16 protein-coding genes are annotated in these 18,788 nt (G+C 59.9%); 6 read left to right on the top strand and 10 right to left on the bottom strand.

The features are described 5' to 3' along the window. The first annotated feature begins 42 nt into the window (after positions 1-42). Entirely contained in the window at positions 43-1,008 is a 966-nt protein-coding gene (locus tag ACZ0A4_RS11595) for a GGDEF domain-containing protein (RefSeq protein WP_463574785.1), read from the top strand. A gap of 174 nt (positions 1,009-1,182) precedes the next feature. Here ACZ0A4_RS11595 and fabI read toward each other — a convergent pair whose 3' ends face one another. From fabI to gloB, 8 genes are all read right to left on the bottom strand, one after another. Beyond that, positions 1,183-1,977, bottom strand: a complete 795-nt coding sequence (fabI, locus tag ACZ0A4_RS11590; RefSeq protein ID WP_007910591.1) for an enoyl-ACP reductase FabI — start codon at positions 1,975-1,977, stop codon at positions 1,183-1,185. 19 nt (positions 1,978-1,996) lie between these two features. Further along, the gene (locus ACZ0A4_RS11585) at positions 1,997-3,607 is read right to left on the bottom strand and encodes an ABC transporter ATP-binding protein (protein WP_463574783.1); all 1,611 of its coding nucleotides are present in this window, start codon (positions 3,605-3,607) and stop codon (positions 1,997-1,999) included. 1 nt (position 3,608) lies between these two features. Then, positions 3,609-4,628, bottom strand: a complete 1,020-nt coding sequence (locus ACZ0A4_RS11580) for an ABC transporter permease (RefSeq protein ID WP_016987120.1) — start codon at positions 4,626-4,628, stop codon at positions 3,609-3,611. 1 nt (position 4,629) lies between these two features. Then, positions 4,630-5,703, bottom strand: a complete 1,074-nt coding sequence (locus tag ACZ0A4_RS11575; RefSeq protein WP_016987121.1) for a microcin C ABC transporter permease YejB — start codon at positions 5,701-5,703, stop codon at positions 4,630-4,632. A gap of 4 nt (positions 5,704-5,707) precedes the next feature. Next, complete coding sequence (locus ACZ0A4_RS11570) at positions 5,708-7,549, bottom strand: extracellular solute-binding protein (protein ID WP_463574782.1); 1,842 nt, start codon at positions 7,547-7,549, stop codon at positions 5,708-5,710. Continuing rightward, positions 7,546-9,378 carry an extracellular solute-binding protein gene (locus ACZ0A4_RS11565; protein WP_463574781.1) on the bottom strand — a complete coding sequence of 611 codons (1,833 nt, stop codon included), beginning with the start codon at positions 9,376-9,378 and terminating at the stop codon, positions 7,546-7,548. The genes ACZ0A4_RS11570 and ACZ0A4_RS11565 overlap by 4 nt, the downstream gene beginning before the upstream one ends. Positions 9,379-9,712: 334 nt before the next feature. Continuing rightward, the gene (locus ACZ0A4_RS11560; RefSeq protein WP_463574779.1) at positions 9,713-11,176 is read right to left on the bottom strand and encodes a transglycosylase SLT domain-containing protein; all 1,464 of its coding nucleotides are present in this window, start codon (positions 11,174-11,176) and stop codon (positions 9,713-9,715) included. Between the two features lie 99 nt (positions 11,177-11,275). Then, positions 11,276-12,043 carry a hydroxyacylglutathione hydrolase gene (gene gloB / locus ACZ0A4_RS11555; RefSeq protein ID WP_463574777.1) on the bottom strand — a complete coding sequence of 256 codons (768 nt, stop codon included), beginning with the start codon at positions 12,041-12,043 and terminating at the stop codon, positions 11,276-11,278. A gap of 66 nt (positions 12,044-12,109) precedes the next feature. On the opposite strand from gloB, the gene ACZ0A4_RS11550 reads away from it, so the two are divergent. The 5 genes from ACZ0A4_RS11550 (at position 12,110) to ACZ0A4_RS11530 (ending at position 17,442) form a co-directional block, all read left to right on the top strand. After that, positions 12,110-12,868: a class I SAM-dependent methyltransferase gene (locus ACZ0A4_RS11550; RefSeq protein ID WP_007910573.1), complete on the top strand. Its 759-nt coding sequence runs from the start codon at positions 12,110-12,112 to the stop codon at positions 12,866-12,868. A gap of 91 nt (positions 12,869-12,959) precedes the next feature. Then, a complete protein-coding gene (gene rnhA / locus ACZ0A4_RS11545; protein ID WP_007910572.1) occupies positions 12,960-13,430 on the top strand; it encodes a ribonuclease HI in 471 nt (156 codons plus the stop codon). 180 nt (positions 13,431-13,610) lie between these two features. Beyond that, the gene (gene dnaQ, locus ACZ0A4_RS11540) at positions 13,611-14,369 is read left to right on the top strand and encodes a DNA polymerase III subunit epsilon (protein WP_122599561.1); all 759 of its coding nucleotides are present in this window, start codon (positions 13,611-13,613) and stop codon (positions 14,367-14,369) included. A gap of 188 nt (positions 14,370-14,557) precedes the next feature. Continuing rightward, a complete protein-coding gene (locus ACZ0A4_RS11535; RefSeq protein ID WP_463574776.1) occupies positions 14,558-16,813 on the top strand; it encodes an Orn/Lys/Arg family decarboxylase in 2,256 nt (751 codons plus the stop codon). Positions 16,814-16,827: 14 nt separating this feature from the next. Then, a complete protein-coding gene (locus ACZ0A4_RS11530; RefSeq protein WP_463574775.1) occupies positions 16,828-17,442 on the top strand; it encodes a GNAT family N-acetyltransferase in 615 nt (204 codons plus the stop codon). On the opposite strand, the gene ACZ0A4_RS11525 is transcribed toward ACZ0A4_RS11530, so the two are convergent. Next, positions 17,408-18,301, bottom strand: coding sequence for a LysR family transcriptional regulator (locus ACZ0A4_RS11525; RefSeq protein ID WP_463574774.1), 894 nt, complete (start codon positions 18,299-18,301; stop codon positions 17,408-17,410). The genes ACZ0A4_RS11530 and ACZ0A4_RS11525 overlap by 35 nt on opposite strands. Before the next feature lie 85 nt (positions 18,302-18,386). Then, positions 18,387-18,617 (bottom strand): hypothetical protein, encoded by a 231-nt coding sequence (locus ACZ0A4_RS11520; protein ID WP_129394326.1) that lies wholly within the window; start codon positions 18,615-18,617, stop codon positions 18,387-18,389. Positions 18,618-18,788: the final 171 nt, after the last annotated feature.

Here is an 18,788-nt window from a genome sequence, read left to right as displayed (position 1 = left end):
TAGCGCTACGCTTAAAAGCATTGTTGCCAATGGAGTGTGCTAATGCTGGTTCCAGGAAAACCTGCCAATGAGGCTGCACGCATTCAGGTGCTGCACGGCCTCGAACTGCTCGATTCCGCCCCTGAAGAGCGTTTCGATCGACTGACGCGGTTGGCGAAACGCCTGTTCAATGTGCCGATTGCACTGGTGACGCTGGTCGACACCAATCGGCAGTGGTTCAAATCGTGTGTGGGGCTTGATGTCAGCGAGACGCCGAGGGATGTTTCATTCTGCGGCCATGCGATTCTTAACGACGGCCTGTTGTTGGTACCGGACGCCCGCGAAGATGTGCGCTTTCATGACAACCCGCTGGTGACGGGCGCGCCGAACATTCGCTTCTACGCCGGTTACCCTTTGACCGTGCCCAATGGCAATAAAATGGGCACGCTGTGCCTGATCGACACCAAGCCCCGCGACCTCGACCAGGAAGAGCGCGCGTTATTGCGGGACCTGGCGGAAATGGCCGAGCAAGAGCTGGCCGCTGTGCAGATCGCGAGCATGGATGAATTGACCTTGCTGTCCAATCGCCGTGGTTTCAAGCAACTGGCGCAGCATGCGCTTGACGCCTGCGCGCGAATAAAACGGCCGGCGACCTTGCTGTTTTTCGACCTTAATGACTTCAAACAGATCAACGATCTGTATGGCCATGCCGAGGGCGACAGTGCGCTGAAGACTTTCGCCGATGTGCTGCGCATCGCCTTTCGCGAAAGCGATGTGGTCGGGCGCTTGGGCGGCGATGAATTTGTTGCGCTGCTTACAGGTTCAAGCCATGTCGAAACCACGACGATCATGGCGCGGCTCAAGGAAATTCTCGAAGAGCGCAATGCCACGTTGCACCGGGGTTATGCGATCCGCTTCAGTGTGGGCCAGATCGAATATGATTCGAAACGCCATGACACTGTGGATCGATTGCTGGCGGATGCAGATGGCGCGATGTATGCGCACAAGCAGGCCCTGAAGCGCTGCTAGCCAATGCACTGCAGATCCCCTGTAGGAGTGAGCCTGCTCGCGAAGGCGTCCGGTCAGTCAACATCTCTGTTGAATGTGCCGGCCTCTTCGCGAGCAGGCTCACTCCCACAGGGACAGCGTTGCGGGCATAAAAAAACCCGCCAGATCGGCGGGTTTTTATTGGCTAGGCGAAGATCACTCTTCGATGTTGCCCATGGCGGTGGTGTTGAAGCCGCCGTCGACGTACATGATTTCGCCGCTGATGCCCGACGCCAGGTCGGAGCACAGGAAGGCGCCGGCGTTGCCGACTTCGTCGATGGTGACGTTGCGACGCAGCGGGGTTTGCGCTTCGTTGGCAGCCAGCATTTTACGGAAGTTCTTGATACCCGACGCTGCCAGGGTACGGATCGGGCCAGCCGATACGCAGTTGACGCGGGTGCCGTCCGGGCCCAGGGAGCCGGCCAGGTAACGGACGCCGGCTTCCAGCGAAGCCTTGGCCATGCCCATTACGTTGTAGTTCGGCATGGTGCGCTCGGCGCCCAGGTACGACAGGGTCAGCAGGCTGCCGTTGCGGCCCTTCATCATTTCACGGCCGGCTTTGGCCAGGGCCACGAAGCTGTAGGCGCTGATGTCGTGAGCGATGCGGAAACCGTCACGGGTGGTGGCTTCGGTGAAGTCGCCGTCCAGTTGGTCGCCCGGGGCGAAACCAACGGAGTGAACGATGCAGTCCAGGCCGTCCCACTTCTTGCTCAGCGCTTCGAAGACCTTGGCGATTTCTTCATCGCTGGCCACGTCGCACGGGAAGCACAGCTCAGGGCTCGAACCCCAGCCTTGGGCGAATTCTTCAACACGACCTTTCAGTTTGTCGTTCTGATAAGTGAAGGCAAGCTCAGCGCCCTCGCGATGCATGGCGGCAGCGATGCCGGATGCGATGGACAGCTTGCTGGCGACACCGACGATCAGTACGCGCTTACCGGCGAGAAAACCCATGTGTTGCTCCTCTTTCAGGTTATTGCGCAGTGGCTGGTGCCAAAAAAGCGGCTTCCAGCAACTGCTGTGTATACGGATGTTGGGGGGCGGCAAAAATACTTTGCGCGTCTCCCTGTTCGACCACTTGGCCATGCTTGACCACCATCAACTGGTGGCTCAGCGCTTTGACGACAGCCAGGTCATGGCTGATAAACAAATACGTCAGGTTGTACTTGGCTTGCAGTGAACGCAACAGCTCCACCACTTGCCGCTGCACCGTCCGGTCGAGCGCCGAAGTCGGCTCGTCCAGCAGGATCAGCGCCGGTTTCAGCACCAAGGCCCGGGCAATGGCGATTCGTTGCCGTTGCCCACCGGAAAATTCGTGGGGGTAGCGGTGCCGGGTTTCCGGATCCAGACCTACCTCCTTCAATGCCGCAATAATCGCCGCCCCTTGTTCCTCGGCGGTGCCCATCTTGTGAATCCGCAGGCCTTCGCCAACGATGTCGCTGACGCACATGCGCGGGCTCAGGCTGCCAAACGGGTCCTGAAACACCACCTGCATCTCCCGACGCAACGGGCGAACCTCGTTCTGCGTCAGGCAGTCTAGCTGCTTGCCTTCAAAGCGGATCGCGCCTTTGCTGCCAATCAGCCGCAAAATCGCCAGACCCAGCGTGGATTTGCCGGAACCGCTTTCCCCCACAATCCCTAGGGTCTGACCCTGAGGCAGGCTGAAATTGATGCCGTCCACTGCCTTGACGTGATCCACCGTGCGCTTGAGCAGGCCTTTCTTGATCGGGAACCAGACTTTCAGGTCCTCGACCTCCAGCAGCGGCGCGCCGATTTTATTGCTCGCCGGGCCTCCGCTGGGCTCCGCGCCGAGCAATTCCCGAGTGTACGGATGCTGCGGCGAACGGAACAGCTCTTCGCACGATGCCTGTTCGACGATGCAACCGCGCTGCATGACACATACACGATGCGCAATTCTTCGCACGAGGTTCAAATCGTGACTGATCAGTAGCAGCGACATGCCCAATCGGGCTTGTAATTCCTTGAGCAAATCGAGGATTTTCAGCTGAACGGTCACGTCCAATGCCGTTGTAGGCTCGTCGGCAATCAACAGTTCCGGCTCGTTGGCCAGCGCCATGGCGATCATCACCCGTTGGCGCTGGCCACCAGACAATTCGTGGGGCAGGGCCTTGAGGCGCTTGTGCGGCTCGGGGATGCCGACCATCTCCAGCAGCTCCAGCGTGCGTTTGGTCGCCACTTTGCCGGTCAGACCCTTGTGGATGCCGAGCACTTCGTTGATCTGCTTCTCGATCGAGTGCAGCGGGTTCAGCGAGGTCATCGGCTCCTGAAAGATCATCGCAATGCGGTTGCCGCGAATATGGCGGATGGTCTTTTCACTCAGGCCCAGCAGGTTTTGCCCGGCGTAATTGATGCTGCCGGCCGGATGGCGGGCCATCGGGTAGGGCAGCAAACGCAGGATCGAGTGCGCGGTCACCGATTTGCCCGAGCCGGATTCGCCCACCAGCGCGAGGGTTTCGCCACGCTTGATGTCGAAACTCACGCCTTCGACGACCCGGTGCACGCGTTCGCCGAAACCGAATTCGACGGCGAGGTCACGCACTTCGATCAGATTGTCCTGATTCATTTCACTTCCTCGGGTCGAAGGCATCGCGAGCGGACTCGCCGATAAACACCAGCAAACTCAGCATCAATGCGAGTACGGCAAACGCGCTCATGCCCAGCCACGGCGCTTGCAGGTTGGATTTGCCCTGCGCGACCAGTTCACCCAGCGACGGACTGCCGGCCGGCAAACCGAAACCGAGGAAGTCCAACGCGGTGAGGGTGCCGATGGCGCCGGTGAGGATGAATGGCATGAAGGTCATGGTCGAAACCATCGCGTTGGGCAGGATGTGGCGGAACATGATCGCGCCGTTCTGCATGCCCAGCGCCCGCGCCGCACGCACGTATTCGAGATTACGGCCACGGAGAAACTCGGCGCGCACCACGTCGACCAGGCTCATCCACGAAAACAGCAGCATGATCCCCAGCAGCCACCAGAAATTCGGCTGGACGAAACTGGCGAGAATGATCAGCAGATACAGCACCGGCAGCCCCGACCAGATCTCCAGAAAACGCTGCCCGGCCAGATCGACCCAGCCGCCATAGAAGCCCTGCAACGCACCGGCAATCACGCCGATGATCGAGCTCAACACGGTCAACGTCAGCGCGAACAGCACGGAAATGCGGAAGCCGTAAATCACTCGCGCCAATACATCGCGGCCCTGATCGTCAGTACCGAGCAGGTTGTCCGCCGACGGTGGCGCCGGCGCCGGGACCTTCAGATCGTAGTTGATGCTCTGGTAGCTGTAGGGAATCGGCGCCCACAGCACCCACGCGTCCTTGGCCTTGAGCAGTTCGCGGATGTACGGGCTCTTGTAGTTGGCTTCCAGCGGGAATTCACCGCCGAAGGCGGTTTCCGGGTAGCGCTTGATCGCCGGGAAGTACCAGTTATTGTCGTAATGCACTACCAGCGGCTTGTCGTTGGCGATCAGTTCGGCGCCGAGGCTGGCGCCGAACAGGATCAGAAACAGCCACAGTGACCACCAGCCACGCTTGTTGGCCTTGAACAGTTCGAAGCGGCGGCGGTTGAGAGGGGACAGGTTCATCTCAATGCTCCCGGCTTTCGAAGTCGATGCGCGGATCGACCAGCGTGTAAGTGAGGTCGCCGATCAGTTTCACCACCAGTCCGAGCAGGGTGAAGATGAACAGGGTGCCGAACACCACCGGGTAATCGCGGTTGATCGCCGCTTCGAAACTCATCAGACCGAGGCCATCGAGGGAGAAGATTACTTCCACCAGCAGGGAGCCGGTGAAGAAGATGCCGATGAACGCCGACGGGAACCCGGCAATCACCAACAGCATGGCGTTGCGGAACACGTGGCCGTAGAGCACGCGATGACGGGTCAGGCCTTTGGCTTTGGCGGTGACCACGTACTGTTTGTTGATCTCATCGAGAAAGCTGTTCTTGGTCAGCAGGGTCATGGTCGCGAAGTTGCCGATCACCAGCGCCGTCACTGGCAACGCGAGGTGCCAGAAGTAATCGAGGATCTTGCCGCCGAAACTCAGTTCATCGAAGTTGTTCGAGGTCAGCCCGCGTAACGGAAACCAGTCGAGATAACTGCCGCCGGCAAACACCACGATCAGCAGAATCGCGAAGAGGAACGCCGGGATCGCATAGCCGACGATGATCGCCGAACTGGTCCACACATCGAAGTGACTGCCGTGCCGGGTGGCCTTGGCGATCCCCAGCGGGATCGACACCAGGTACATGATCAGCGTGCTCCACAGCCCGAGCGAGATCGATACCGGCATCTTTTCCTTGATCAGGTCGATGACCTTGGCGTCGCGGAAAAAACTGTCGCCGAAATCCAGCGTCGCGTAGTTCTTGACCATGATCCACAGGCGTTCCGGGGCCGACTTGTCGAACCCGTACATGTGCTCGATTTCCTTGATCAGCGCCGGGTCCAGACCTTGCGCGCCGCGATAGGACGAGCCGGCCACCGAGACCTCGGCACCGCCGCCGGCAATGCGGCTGGTGGCGCCTTCGAAGCCTTCGAGCTTGGCGATCATCTGTTCCACCGGGCCGCCGGGCGCGGCCTGGATGATCACGAAGTTGATCAGCAAAATGCCGAACAGGGTCGGGATGATCAGCAGCAGTCGCCGAAAAATATACGCCAGCATCTGATTACTCCGTGCCCACAGGGTCGGCTTGCAGTTTGGTTTCGACTTCTATCGCAGGTTTCGCGTCAGGCTTGACCCACCAGGTGTTGATGCCGATGTCGTATTTGGGTGAGACCTTCGGGTGACCGATGTGATTCCAATAAGCCACGCGCCAGGTCTTGATGTGCCAGTTGGGGATCACGTAGTAGCCCCATTGCAGCACCCGATCCAGCGCCCGGGCGTGGGCCACCAGACTTTTGCGCGACTCGGCGTTGATCAGGTTTTCCACCAGTTGATCGACGGTCGGGTCCTTCAGGCCCATGGTGTTGCGGCTGCTGGCCTTGTCGGCAGCGGCGCTCATCCAGTATTCGCGCTGTTCGTTACCCGGCGAGTTGGACTGCGGGAAGCTGCCGACCATCATGTCGAAATCCCGCGAACGCACGCGGTTGATGTACTGCGAGACGTCAACGCGACGGATCACCAGATCGATGCCGAGGTCGCTGAGGTTGCGTTTGAACGGCAGCAATACCCGTTCGAATTCGGTTTGCGCGAGCAGGAATTCAATCACGACAGGCTTGCCCGTGGTGTCGACCATTTTGTCGTCGACGATCTTCCAGCCAGCCTCTTGCAGCAGTTGATAGGCTTCGCGCTGCTGGGTGCGGATCATGCCGCTGGCGTCGGTCTTGGGATTGTCAAAGGCTTCGCTGAACACCTGCGCCGGCAACTTGCTGCGGAACGGGTCGAGGATCGCCAGTTGATCGGCATCAGGCAGACCGGTGGCGGCCATTTCCGAGTTTTCGAAATAGCTGCGGGTGCGGAAGTAGGCTGCGTTGAACAGTTGCTTGTTGGTCCATTCGAAATCGAACAACAGACCGAGCGCCTGACGCACGCGCACGTCCTGGAACACCGGGCGACGCAGGTTGTAGACGAAGCCCTGCATGCCGGTCGGGTTGCTGTTGGCGATCTGCTCCTTGATCAAGCGACCTTCGGTGACCGCCGGGATGTTGTAGGCGTTGGCCCAGTTCTTCGCGGTCATCTCCAGCCAGTAATCGAACTGGCCGGCCTTCAAGGCTTCGAGGGCGACGGTGTTGTCGCGGTAGTAATCGGTGGTCATCGTGTCGAAATTGTAGAAACCGCGATTGACCGGCAGGTCCTTCCCCCAGTAATCCTTGACCCGCTCGTAACGCACCGAACGTCCGGCCTTCACTTCGGCGACCTTGTACGGGCCGCTGCCCAGGGGAATTTCGAGGTTGCCCTTGTTGAAATCGCGATCGGCCCACCAGTGTTTCGGCAGCACCGGCAACTGGCCGAGAATCAACGGTAACTCGCGGTTGTTGCTGTGCTTGAACTTGAACAGCACCTTGAGCGGGTCTTCAGCGATGACTTCGGAAACGTCGCTGTAGTAGCCGCGAAACATCGGCGAGCCTTCCTTGGTCAGCGTGTTGAAGCTGAACACCACGTCGTCGGCGCGCACCGGGTGACCGTCGTGGAAACGTGCTTCGGGGCGCAGGTAGAAACGCACCCAACTGTTGTCCGGGGCTTTTTCGATCTTGCCGGCGATCAGGCCGTATTCGGTGAACGGCTCGTCGAGGCTGTGTTTGGTCAGGGTGTCGTAGATCTGCCCGACGTCATCGGCGGGCACGCCTTTGCTGATAAACGGGTTGAGGCTGTCGAAGCCGCCGAACCCGGCCTGACGGAAGATGCCGCCCTTGGGCGCGTCGGGGTTTACGTAATCGAACTGCTTGAAATCGGCCGGGTATTTCGGCGGCTCGTTGTACAGGGTCACGGCGTGTTGCGGGGCGGCAAAGGCTAGCCCGGCGAACAGCAAGCCGCTGGCCTGGACGAGCAGGGCGCGGATCGGTTTCATTGATCTTTCTCCGAAGACTTCAGCCACCATGCGCTCAGGCCCAGGGTGTAGGGCGGCGTGGTGACGAAGGCCAACCGGTTGCGGTAGGCCAGACGGTGATAATTGAGGTACCAGTTGGGAATGCTGTAGTGCTGCCAGAGCAGTACGCGGTCGAGCGCCTTGCCGGCGGCGACCTGTTCGTCGCGGGTGCGCGCGGCGAGCAATTGTTCGAGCAGGTGATCGACCACCGGATTGGCGATGCCCGCGTAATTCTTGCTGCCTTTGACCCCGACCTGACTGGAATGGAAGTACTGCCACTGTTCAAGCCCCGGGCTCAGGGTCTGGTTGAGTGTCATCGAGATCATGTCGAAATCAAATTGATCGAGGCGCTGTTTGTACTGAGCCCGATCCACGGTGCGCAGGCGCGCGTCGATGCCAATGCTGTTGAGGTTCTCGATGTAGGGCTGGTACAGGCGCTCCAGGTTCGGATTGACCAGCAGCAGTTCGAACCGCAGCGGTTGGCCGTCAGCGTTTTGCAGGCGCTGGCCGTTGAGCTTCCAGCCGGCTTCGGCGAGCAATGCCAATGCCTTGCGCATGGTTTCCCGGGGAATGCCGCGACCGTCGGTTGTTGGCAGGGTGAACGGCTCGGTGAACAGCTTGGCCGGCAATTGTTCCTTGTACGGCTTTAGCATCAGCCATTCACCCCCGACCGGCAGGCCGGAGGTTGTGAATTCACTGTTGGGGTAGTAACTGGTTGTGCGTTTGTAGGCATCGCTGAACAGTGCGCGGTTGGTCCACTCGAAGTCGAACATCAGACCCAGCGCTTCGCGGGTCTTCACGTCAGAAAACGTGGCGCGGCGGGTGTTCATGAACAGACCCTGGCTCTGGGTCGGGATCTGATGCGGAATCTGTGCCTTGATCACGTCGCCACGGCGTATCGCGGGGAAGTTGTAGCCGTTGGCCCAGTTCTTCGCCTGATGCTCGATGTAGATGTCGAATTCGCCAGCCTTGAACGCTTCGAAGGCGACGTCGCTGTCGCGGTAGAACTCGACTTCCATGCGATCGAAGTTGTACTTGCCGCGATTGACCGCCAGATCCTTGCCCCAGTAATCCTTGACCCGTTCGAAGATCAACTGCCGACCCGGCGTCACCGAAGTGATGCGGTAAGGGCCGCTGCCCAGTGGCGGTTCGAAGGTGGTGGCCTTGAAGTCGCGGTCCTTCCAGTAGTGCTGTGGCAGCACCGGCAGTTCACCGAGACGCAGGATCAACAGCGGATTGCCCGAGCGCTTGAGCACGAAGCGGATGCGCTGTTTGTTGAGAATGTCGACGCGCAGCACTTCCTGCAGGGCGGTGCGGTACAGCGGATGACCGTCCTTGAGCAGCGTTCGATAGGAGAACGCCACGTCGAAGGCGGTGATTGGGGTGCCATCGTGAAAACGCGCTTCCGGGCGCAGATTGAACACCACCCAGCTGCGATCTTCGCTGTACTCCACCGATTGCGCGATCAATCCATAGCTCGACGCCGGTTCGTCGCCGGACGGCGAATACTGGCCGGTACCGACCATCAGCGGCTCGTTCAGCTCATTGATGCCGTACTGGAGGAAATTCGCTGTAGTGACCGGGCTGGTGCCCTTGAAGGTGTACGGATTGACCGTATCGAAGGTGCCGAACGCCATCACCCGCAACGTACCGCCCTTGGGCGCTTGCGGGTTGACCCAGTCGAAGTGGGTAAATCTGGCCGGGTACTTGAGCGTGCCGAACTGCGCATAACCGTGACTTTCGGTAATCGTCGCGCTTGCGGTTGAGCTCAAGGCCAGGCTGATCAGGAGCAGGAGGAGGGGACGCTTCAAGTCAGATCCGATCCAGGCGGCTTGGGCTTTGTGGGCCGTACAGTAACAGCTTGTCTGGACAGGAAAAAGATGCGGGTTAATGCGGGGTTAATCGTTTGCGCGAAGAGCCCCTCACCCTAACCCTCTCCCGGAGGGAGAGGGGACTGACCGAGTTGTTTCTTCGAGCTACGCCGACCTGAAGTACCGAGCCGAACTCACGTTTGAAAAGCCCCCCGATCGGCTCCCTTTCCCCCTCGCCCCCTTGGGGGAGAGGGCTGGGGTGAGGGGGATGTATCTTCAGGGCACCACAAAACTTCATCCAAAAAAAAGCCCCTGAAAACTCAGGGGCTCTTCATCAGTGCGGCTGATAAACCGTGAGCATCTGCCCCGGCTTCAACGCTTTACCCGCACCCGGATTCCAGCGCTTGAGATGCTGCATCTCAACGTTGAATCGCTTGGCCACGACGTACAGCGTGTCGCCGCGTTTGACCTTGTACTGGGTCTGCTGCTCGCTGTCGCTCTTGCCTTTGCTCTTGCTGTTGGCCGCCACCACTGTGTTGACCCGACCGGACTTGCGAGCCGTAGCGCGCTTGGTGGTGTCCTGCATCACCAACGTCTGGCCAACCTTGAGGTTCTTGCCGGTCAGCTTGTTCCAGCGTTGCAGATCCTTGACTTCGACCTTGTTGGCCTTGGCAATCGAACCGAGGTTGTCGCCACGCTTCACGCGATAGGCACGCTTGAGCTTGGCCACTTCGGAAGGATCGGCGCCTTCGAACACCGGTTTCAGCGAACGCGGGCTGATCAGTTCGTCAGGTCGCATGGTCTGCAAACTGGCCGTCAGCAATTGCGCCTTCGACGTCGGTACCAGCAAATGCTGAGGGCCGTCGATGGTGGTGCGTTGCTTGAACGCCGGGTTGAGCTGGAACAGTTCGTCTTCGTCGATGTTGGCAACGGCTGCGACCTTGGACAAATCCATGCGCTGGTTGATTTCGACGACCTGGAAGTACGGTTCGTTGGCAATCGGGTTGAGGTTGACGCCGTAGGCTTCTGGCGCCAGCACCACTTGCGACAGTGCCAGCAACTTCGGCACGTACGCCTGGGTTTCCGCCGGCAGCGGCAGGTTCCAGTAGTCGGTTGGCAGGCCGAGCTTTTCGTTACGCTCGATGGCGCGGCTGACCGTGCCTTCACCGGCGTTATACGCCGCCAGGGCCAGCAACCAGTCACCGTTGAACATGTCGTGCAGACGGGTCAGGTAGTCCATCGCTGCTGTGGTTGAAGCGGTGATATCGCGACGGCCATCGTAGAAGCGGGTCTGACGCAGGTTGAAGTAACGCCCGGTGGACGGAATGAATTGCCACAGCCCGACAGCATCGGCCCGGGAATAGGCCATCGGGTTGTAGGCGCTTTCAATCACTGGCAGCAGGGCCAGTTCCAGCGGCATATTGCGTTCTTCGAGGCGTTCGACGATGTAATGAATGTAGAGACTGCCGCGTTCGCCGGCGTTCTCGAGGAAAGAGGGATTGCTGGCGAACCACAGGCGCTGTTGCTCGATGCGCGGGTTCACGCCAAGGCCTTCCTGCAACTGGAAGCCCTGGCGCATGCGTTCCCAGATATCCTGGGGAACCTGTGGGCTGGGCTTCTCGGTCAGCCAGATCGGCTTCTGCTTGGCTCGCGCAGCAATGTTCGGCGTATGGGTCGCTTCAGTCTGCGGAGCATGGCTGGAACAGCCCGCCAGCGTGGCGGACACAGCCACCGCGATGGCTTGCGCCAGGCGGGTCAATGCGTCTGAATTGACGGACTTACGTATGGATGACGACATTGGCTGGAAGTAAGTTCCGGGCAAAAATGTCGGGCGATTCTAGAAAGCGCACCCCCCTAGGTCAACCATTCAGAATTTTTGTACCAAGTGGCGGGGCACTTAGAACTTATCTTTCCAGGCCCGCAGAGCCGCAAATACCTCACTCGGCGCCCGGTTTTGAGCGCCTGCCCGTTCGTCCACTTTTTGTGTAACTAATGTTTCAGCGGTGCGCAAAAACGGATTTGTGAGCTTTTCCAGGGCGAGGGTCGAGGGCAGGGTCATCACACCGTTTTGCCGTTGCTGGGTAACTTTTTCCAGACGGGCGGCAATGTCCGGGTTGCTCGGCTCGACGGCAGCGGCAAACTTAAGGTTGCTCAGGGTGTATTCATGGGTGCAGTAGACCAGCGTATCTTCGGGCAAAGCGGCGAGGCGGCCGAGCGAGTGGTGCATTTGCTCCGGCGTACCTTCGAACAAACGTCCGCAACCGGCGGCGAACAGGGTATCGCCGCAGAACAGCAGGCCGTGGTGGTAATAGGCAATGTGTCCCAGAGTGTGACCGGGCACCGCATAGACATCGAACTCCCAGCCGAGCACGCTGACCGTGTCGTTGTCCTTGAGCGCGACATCGCGCCCCGGAATGCTTTCGCTGGCCGGACCGTAGACTTTTGCCCCGGTCAGCGCTTTCAGGCCTTCAACGCCGCCGACGTGATCATGATGGTGGTGAGTGATCAGGATATCGCTCAACACCCAGCCTGGATGCGCTTCGAGCCATGCCCGCACTGGCGCGGCATCGCCGGGATCGACCACCGCGCAGCGCTGGGTGCGGTGATCTTGTAACAACCAGATGTAGTTGTCGGTGAACGCGGGCAGGGCACTGATCTGTATCATCGTCGGAATTCGCCAAGCGGAAAACATTGGCGCATCTTAGTAGTTCCTGGCGCTTTGGAGAATGCGATGAGTGATAAAGCGTTCGCACAGGCTGATCCTGACTGGCTGGCCCTGATCGGTGCAGCCCGTGAATGGCTGTCCGGCCCGCTCGGGCAATTTCTGCTCGATGAAGAGCGGCGCATGCTCGAAGACGAGTTGGGCCGCTTCTTTGGCGGCTATCTGGTGCATTACGGGCCATCGGCCGAAACCCCGCCGGCAGCGCCGCAAGTGCAGCGCAATGTGCGTCTCGGTGCGCCGCTGCCCGGGGTCGAAATCGTCTGCGAAGAGCAGGCCTGGCCGCTCAGCGAGCATGCCGCCGATGTGGTGGTGATGCAGCACGGTCTGGATTTCTGCCTGTCGCCCCACGGTTTGCTGCGTGAAGCGGCGAGCAGCGTGCGCCCCGGCGGGCACCTGCTGATCATCGGCATCAACCCTTGGAGCACCTGGGGCTTGCGTCATGTGTTCGCCCACGACGCCTTGCGCCAGGCGCGCTGCATCTCGCCATCACGGGTTGCCGACTGGCTCAATCTGCTGGGCTTCGCGCTGGAGAAACGCCGCTTCGGGTGCTATCGTCCGCCGCTCGCGTCACCCAAGTGGCAGGCCCGACTGGCCGGCTGGGAACGCAAGGCCGGTGACTGGCAACTGTCCGGCGGCGGCTTCTATTTACTGGTCGCGCGTAAAATTGTGGTTGGTCTACGGCCATTGCGTCAGGAGCGTCGCGAGCCGATGGGCAAGCTGATTCCGCTGCCGATGGCCAAGGTCAACCGCCGCCGTATCGAACCGTAAACCTTCTTTTTATAAGTGGCTGGACTTGTTCCGGCCTCGGTCATTGTCGATCCGTGATCGGCAAGACAGGCATTTTTCTGGATAGATTGGCATGAGCGAAAGCGTTGAAAGCGTCGACACCGTAGAACTGTTCACCGACGGCGCCTGCAAGGGCAACCCCGGCCCGGGCGGCTGGGGCGCCTTGCTGGTGTGCAAGGGCGTCGAAAAGGAGCTGTGGGGCGGCGAAGCCAATACCACCAACAACCGCATGGAACTGCTCGGCGCGATTCGTGGCCTCGAAGCTTTGAAGCGCCCGTGTGAAGTGCTGCTGGTGACCGACTCGCAGTACGTAATGAAGGGCATCAACGAGTGGATGGCCAACTGGAAAAAGCGTGGCTGGAAAACCGCCGCGAAAGAACCGGTAAAGAACGCTGATTTGTGGAAAGAGCTGGACGAGCAGGTCAACCGCCACAAGGTCACCTGGAAATGGGTACGTGGGCACATTGGTCATCACGGTAACGAGCGGGCTGACCAGTTGGCTAACCGTGGCGTTGACGAAGTGCGCGGGTACAAGCAGAGCTGATTCCGCTTCTGAACCGTGGTGCGGCCATTCGCGAGCAGGCTCGCTCCCACCTGGGAATACGGTTCCCTGTGGGAGCGAGCCTGCTCGCGAATGGGGCGCCACGGTCTGACTGAAACACCCCACCGAGCGTGTTAACATCCGCGTTTTTTGCAAGATCGACCCGTTGAGAGCTGAGCACTGATGGCCACCAGATCCGTTGTACTCGATACCGAAACCACCGGCATGCCGGTGACCGATGGTCACCGGATCATTGAAATCGGCTGTGTCGAACTGATCGGTCGGCGCCTGACGGGCCGGCATTTTCACGTTTACCTGCAACCGGATCGCGAGAGTGATGAAGGCGCCATCGGCGTTCACGGCATCACCAATGAATTCCTGGTCGGCAAGCCGCGCTTTGCCGAAGTCGCTGATGAGTTCTTCGAGTTCATCAAAGGCGCGCAGCTGATCATCCACAACGCGGCGTTCGACGTTGGCTTCATCAACAACGAATTCGCCTTGATGGGTCAGCAGGATCGCGCTGACATCACGCAACACTGTTCGATCCTCGACACCCTGATGATGGCCCGGGAACGTCACCCGGGGCAGCGCAACAGCCTCGATGCGTTGTGCAAACGTTATGGCGTCGACAACTCCGGCCGTGAGTTGCACGGCGCCTTGCTCGACTCGGAGATTCTCGCCGACGTCTACCTGACCATGACCGGCGGCCAGACCAGTCTGTCGCTGGCGGGTAACGCGTCTGACGGCAATGGCACCGGCGATGGCGCCGACAACTCGGCCACGGAAATTCGTCGTTTGCCGGCGGATCGCCAGCCAGCGCGGATCATTCGTGCAACTGAAGATGAGCTCGCGGCGCATCTGGTGCGGCTGGAAATTATTGCCAAGTCTGCCGGCGGCCCGGCGATGTGGACGCAAATCGCCGAGGCCGACGCTCAGGCCTGAAGTTCCAAAGATCGCAGCCTGCGGCAGCTCCTACAGGGGATCACATTCCAATGTAGGAGCTGCCGCAGGCTGCGATCTTTTTGTTTCTGGAAATACTGACAACTGGCCACCCTCGCCACATTCGCTGCAACCCTCTACCCTGAGTGCATTGGCAGATTCAAACCTGCCGCCTCAGGACACTGAGCCTCATGTACAAAGATTTGAAGTTTCCGGTGTTGATCGTCCATCGCGATATCAAGGCCGACACGGTCGCCGGTGACCGTATCCGTGGCATCGCCCGGGAGTTGGAGCAGGAAGGTTTCAATATCGTTTCGGCCATCGATTACGCCGAAGGGCGGCTGGTTGCGTCTACTCACCATGGCTTGGCGTGCATGTTGATTGCCGCCGAGGACGCCAGCACCCACTCGCATTTGTTGCAGAACATGGCCGAACTGATCGGTCTGGCGCGGGTGCGTGCGCCGGATCTGCCGATCTTTGCCCTCGGTGAGCAAGTCACCCTGGAAAACGCGCCGGCGGATGCCATGGCCGAGCTCAATCAACTGCGCGGCATTCTCTATCTGTTCGAAGACACCGTGCCGTTTCTGGCCCGGCAAGTGGCGCGGGCGGCGCGCAAGTATCTGGATGGTTTGTTGCCACCGTTTTTCAAGGCGCTGGTGCAGCACACCGCCGATTCCAATTATTCCTGGCACACCCCCGGCCATGGCGGCGGTGTGGCCTATCACAAAAGCCCGGTGGGACAGGCGTTTCACCAGTTCTTCGGTGAAAACACCCTGCGTTCGGATTTGTCGGTATCGGTGCCGGAGCTTGGCTCTCTGCTCGATCACACCGGCCCGCTCGCCGAAGCGGAAGCGCGAGCGGCGCGCAATTTCGGCGCTGATCACACCTTTTTCGTGATCAATGGCACCTCGACTGCCAACAAGATTGTCTGGCATTCGATGGTTGCGCGCGACGATCTGGTGCTGGTCGATCGCAACTGCCACAAGTCTGTTTTGCACGCGATCATCATGACCGGCGCGATTCCGTTGTACCTGTGCCCGGAGCGCAATGAGCTGGGGATTATCGGGCCGATCCCGCTGAGTGAATTCAGCCGCGAATCGATTCAGGCCAAGATCGATGCCAGCCCGTTGACCAAGGGCCGCGCACCGAAAGTCAAACTCGCCGTGGTCACCAACTCGACCTACGACGGCCTCTGCTACAACGCCGAGCTGATCAAGCAAAGCCTCGGCAACAGCGTCGAAGTGCTGCATTTCGATGAGGCCTGGTACGCCTATGCGGCATTCCACGAGTTTTTCGCCGGGCGCTACGGCATGGCCACTTCGCGCAGCGACGACAGCCCGCTGGTGTTCACCACCCATTCCACCCACAAGCTGCTCGCGGCGTTCAGTCAGGCCTCGATGATTCATGTACAGGACGGCGGCGCGCGGCAACTCGATCGCGACCGCTTCAACGAAGCGTTCATGATGCACATCTCGACCTCGCCGCAGTACAGCATCATCGCTTCGCTCGACGTCGCCTCGGCGATGATGGAAGGCCCGGCCGGGCGTTCGCTGTTGCAGGAAACCTTCGATGAAGCGCTGAGCTTCCGTCGCGCGCTGGCCAATCTGCGCCAGCACATCGCCGCTGATGACTGGTGGTTTTCGATCTGGCAGCCGCCGGGTGTCGAGGGTATCGAGCGCGTGCAGACCGCAGACTGGTTATTGCAACCGGATGCCGAATGGCACGGCTTTGGCGAAGTCAGTGACGATTACGTCTTGCTCGACCCAATCAAGGTCACGCTGGTAATGCCGGGGCTCAATGCCGGTGGCGCGCTCAGCGAGAAAGGCATCCCGGCGGCGGTCGTCAGCAAGTTTCTCTGGGAGCGCGGCCTGGTGGTGGAGAAGACCGGGCTGTATTCATTCCTGGTGCTGTTCTCGATGGGCATCACCAAAGGCAAATGGAGCACGCTGCTCACCGAATTACTCGAATTCAAACGCAGTTACGACGCCAACGTGCGTCTGGAAACTTGCCTGCCGTGTGTGGCGCAAGAAGACACCGCGCGTTATCGCGGCATGGGCCTGCGCGATCTGTGCGATCAATTGCATGCCTGCTACCGCAGCAACGCCACGGCCAAACACCTTAAACGCATGTACACCGTGCTCCCGGAAATCGCCATGAAGCCGGCCCACGCCTACGATCATCTGGTGCGCGGCGAAGTCGAGGCGGTGCCCATCGACGAGCTGGAAGGGCGCATCGCAGCGGTGATGCTGGTGCCGTATCCACCGGGCATTCCGTTGATCATGCCCGGCGAACGCTTTACCGAATCGACCCGCTCGATTATTGATTACCTGAAATTTGCTCGCACGTTCGATAGCAGCTTCCCCGGTTTTGTCGCGGATGTGCATGGATTGCAGCACGAAGATGAAGGCAATGGACGGCACTACACCGTCGATTGCGTCAAGGAATGAGGAGCTTTGCGAGCATGCGACCGGTCATGAATCCGAAATACCCAGGGCTGTCGGTACGGGTCGCCGATGAAGGCTTTGCGCCGTATATCTGGGGCAGCGACTTCAGTTTCGAAGTTGCAGCCTATGGCGCCGCCGTGATTGGCCAGGCTGTCGAGCAATGGCGGGTGACGCCGATCCTCCCGTACCGCAAGTGTTACGGCATCGACCCCGAGGAATTCAGCGCTTTCCACAACGCGCCGGACAGCGCGATTTTCATGGCCTATCTCGACGATGAGGCGGTCGGGCATCTGGTGATCAGCACCAACTGGAACGGCTTCGCGCATATTGACGAGCTGGCGGTGCATGCGCCGGCGCGTCGGCATGGTGTGGCCAAGGCATTGCTGGATGTCGCGCAGTTCTGGAGCCGCAAGAAAAAGCTGCCGGGGATCATGCTGGAAACCCAGAACAACAACCTTGGCGCCTGTCGGCTGTATGAGCGTTGCGGCTACGTGATCGGTGGCGTTGACCAGTTGCGCTATCGCGGCATTGATCCGAACACCGCCGAAGTGGCGCTGTTCTGGTATCGATTGTTTGATAATCCGCTGGAAAATCCGCTCAGCTCGACAGCATCGCCTCGGCTTGTTCCGTGATGATCGGCAGTAACGTCTGAATCGCCGATGCTGGCGCGGCGTGCTTGAAGGTCAGAGCGTAGAGGCTGATCGGCACGGCCGGCGATAGCGGGCAGGCATCCAGCCCGGCGGCGCGCGCGCCCAGTGCGGTGAACGGGTCGACGATGGCCAGGCCTTCGCCGGCCTCGACCATGCTGCGCATCATCTGATGGGTTTGCACGCGGGTCTGGATGTTTGGCGCCGGACGTAGCGCTTGGAGTTTGTTTTCCAGCGCCGGGCTCAGTGGGTCCTGGCCTTCGAGGCCGACCATGGCCTGACCCGCGAGATCTTGCAGGGAAATGTATTTCTGTTTCGGTTGCAGCCAGCCGTGGGGCGCAAGTAATTGCAGCTTGCCTTGGGCCAATGGGCGGCAATCAATGTCGGGATGTTCGGGATCGTGCAGGCTCAAGCCGAGCTCGCTTTCGCGCAACAGCAGGCTGCGGACGATATCCCGGGTCGGCGCGCTGAGCAGGCTGCATGGTGCATCCGGCAGACGTCGGCGCAGGGCGGCGAGACTTTGTGGCAGTAATTGCTGCGCCAACGGCGGGGTGCCGATGATGCGCACGGGCGGGGCGAGGTATTGCCTGAGGCTGCTGGCCAGCCGTTGCACCGGTTCAAGTGCGTCATAAACGTGGGCGATTTCCATCTGCAACGCCCGCGCCTCGGGCGTCGATTGCAGGCGTCCGCGCACGCTGGCGAACAGCATGAACCCCAACTGACTCTCGGCTTCGCGCAAACGCTCTTCGACCTCGGCCACCGGCAACTGCAACCATTCGGCGGCGGTGCCCAGGTGACCGGTCTGCAAGAGCGCCTGAATCACTTCGATATGACGTAAACGCATGCGTGAAGTCCATGTTCAGCAGGTGGGGTCAGTGGCTGAATCCTACCCCAAGTCTGCGCATATGACTTCTGCTCATAACGGTCGGTTATGAAGCGACGGTTGGCTCAGGTTCGCGCGTCAGGGTGATGCCTGACTGAACCAGCTCGAACGTTTGCTCATCGATCTTTCTGATGCGATCGCCGATGGCCAGTTTGTAAACGGGCTCCGAGCCGGTGATACCGTCTACCGACGGGTTGGATTCCTGGAACTCATGCACGGAATAAACGCGGCCTTCCGCATCTCTTGCATGGAACTGACCGACGAGTACTGCTGCCATCTGCTTAGAACCTCTGGAGATAAAACGCTTGATTTGCGGCTTGGTAGACCGTCATCAAGGCCTGTAAGTTTTCCTACAGGAAAAAAATAATCAACACGCGGGAATTTCCCTCGGGTGCTGGTGGAATCGTCACCGGATCATCTATAACTACTGGCTCTTCCCACGGACCAT

Source organism: Pseudomonas sp. AC172 (assembly GCF_979258595.1).
This window is presented reverse-complemented; position numbering and strand designations above follow the sequence as displayed.

Excerpts from the sequence above, each read along its gene's own strand:
- dnaQ (WP_122599561.1), top strand. The coding sequence starts at position 13,611 with ATGGCCACCAGATCCGTTGTACTCGATACCGAAACCACCGGCATGCCG.
- ACZ0A4_RS11560 (WP_463574779.1), bottom strand. The coding sequence starts at position 11,176 with ATGTCGTCATCCATACGTAAGTCCGTCAATTCAGACGCATTGACCCGC.
- ACZ0A4_RS11525 (WP_463574774.1), bottom strand. The coding sequence starts at position 18,301 with ATGCGTTTACGTCATATCGAAGTGATTCAGGCGCTCTTGCAGACCGGT.
- ACZ0A4_RS11530 (WP_463574775.1), top strand. The coding sequence starts at position 16,828 with ATGCGACCGGTCATGAATCCGAAATACCCAGGGCTGTCGGTACGGGTC.
- ACZ0A4_RS11595 (WP_463574785.1), top strand. The coding sequence starts at position 43 with ATGCTGGTTCCAGGAAAACCTGCCAATGAGGCTGCACGCATTCAGGTG.
- ACZ0A4_RS11585 (WP_463574783.1), bottom strand. The coding sequence starts at position 3,607 with ATGAATCAGGACAATCTGATCGAAGTGCGTGACCTCGCCGTCGAATTC.
- ACZ0A4_RS11550 (WP_007910573.1), top strand. The coding sequence starts at position 12,110 with ATGAGTGATAAAGCGTTCGCACAGGCTGATCCTGACTGGCTGGCCCTG.
- ACZ0A4_RS11520 (WP_129394326.1), bottom strand. The coding sequence starts at position 18,617 with ATGGCAGCAGTACTCGTCGGTCAGTTCCATGCAAGAGATGCGGAAGGC.
- ACZ0A4_RS11575 (WP_016987121.1), bottom strand. The coding sequence starts at position 5,703 with ATGCTGGCGTATATTTTTCGGCGACTGCTGCTGATCATCCCGACCCTG.
- fabI (WP_007910591.1), bottom strand. The coding sequence starts at position 1,977 with ATGGGTTTTCTCGCCGGTAAGCGCGTACTGATCGTCGGTGTCGCCAGC.
- ACZ0A4_RS11570 (WP_463574782.1), bottom strand. The coding sequence starts at position 7,549 with ATGAAACCGATCCGCGCCCTGCTCGTCCAGGCCAGCGGCTTGCTGTTC.
- ACZ0A4_RS11580 (WP_016987120.1), bottom strand. The coding sequence starts at position 4,628 with ATGAACCTGTCCCCTCTCAACCGCCGCCGCTTCGAACTGTTCAAGGCC.
- rnhA (WP_007910572.1), top strand. The coding sequence starts at position 12,960 with ATGAGCGAAAGCGTTGAAAGCGTCGACACCGTAGAACTGTTCACCGAC.
- gloB (WP_463574777.1), bottom strand. The coding sequence starts at position 12,043 with ATGATACAGATCAGTGCCCTGCCCGCGTTCACCGACAACTACATCTGG.
- ACZ0A4_RS11535 (WP_463574776.1), top strand. The coding sequence starts at position 14,558 with ATGTACAAAGATTTGAAGTTTCCGGTGTTGATCGTCCATCGCGATATC.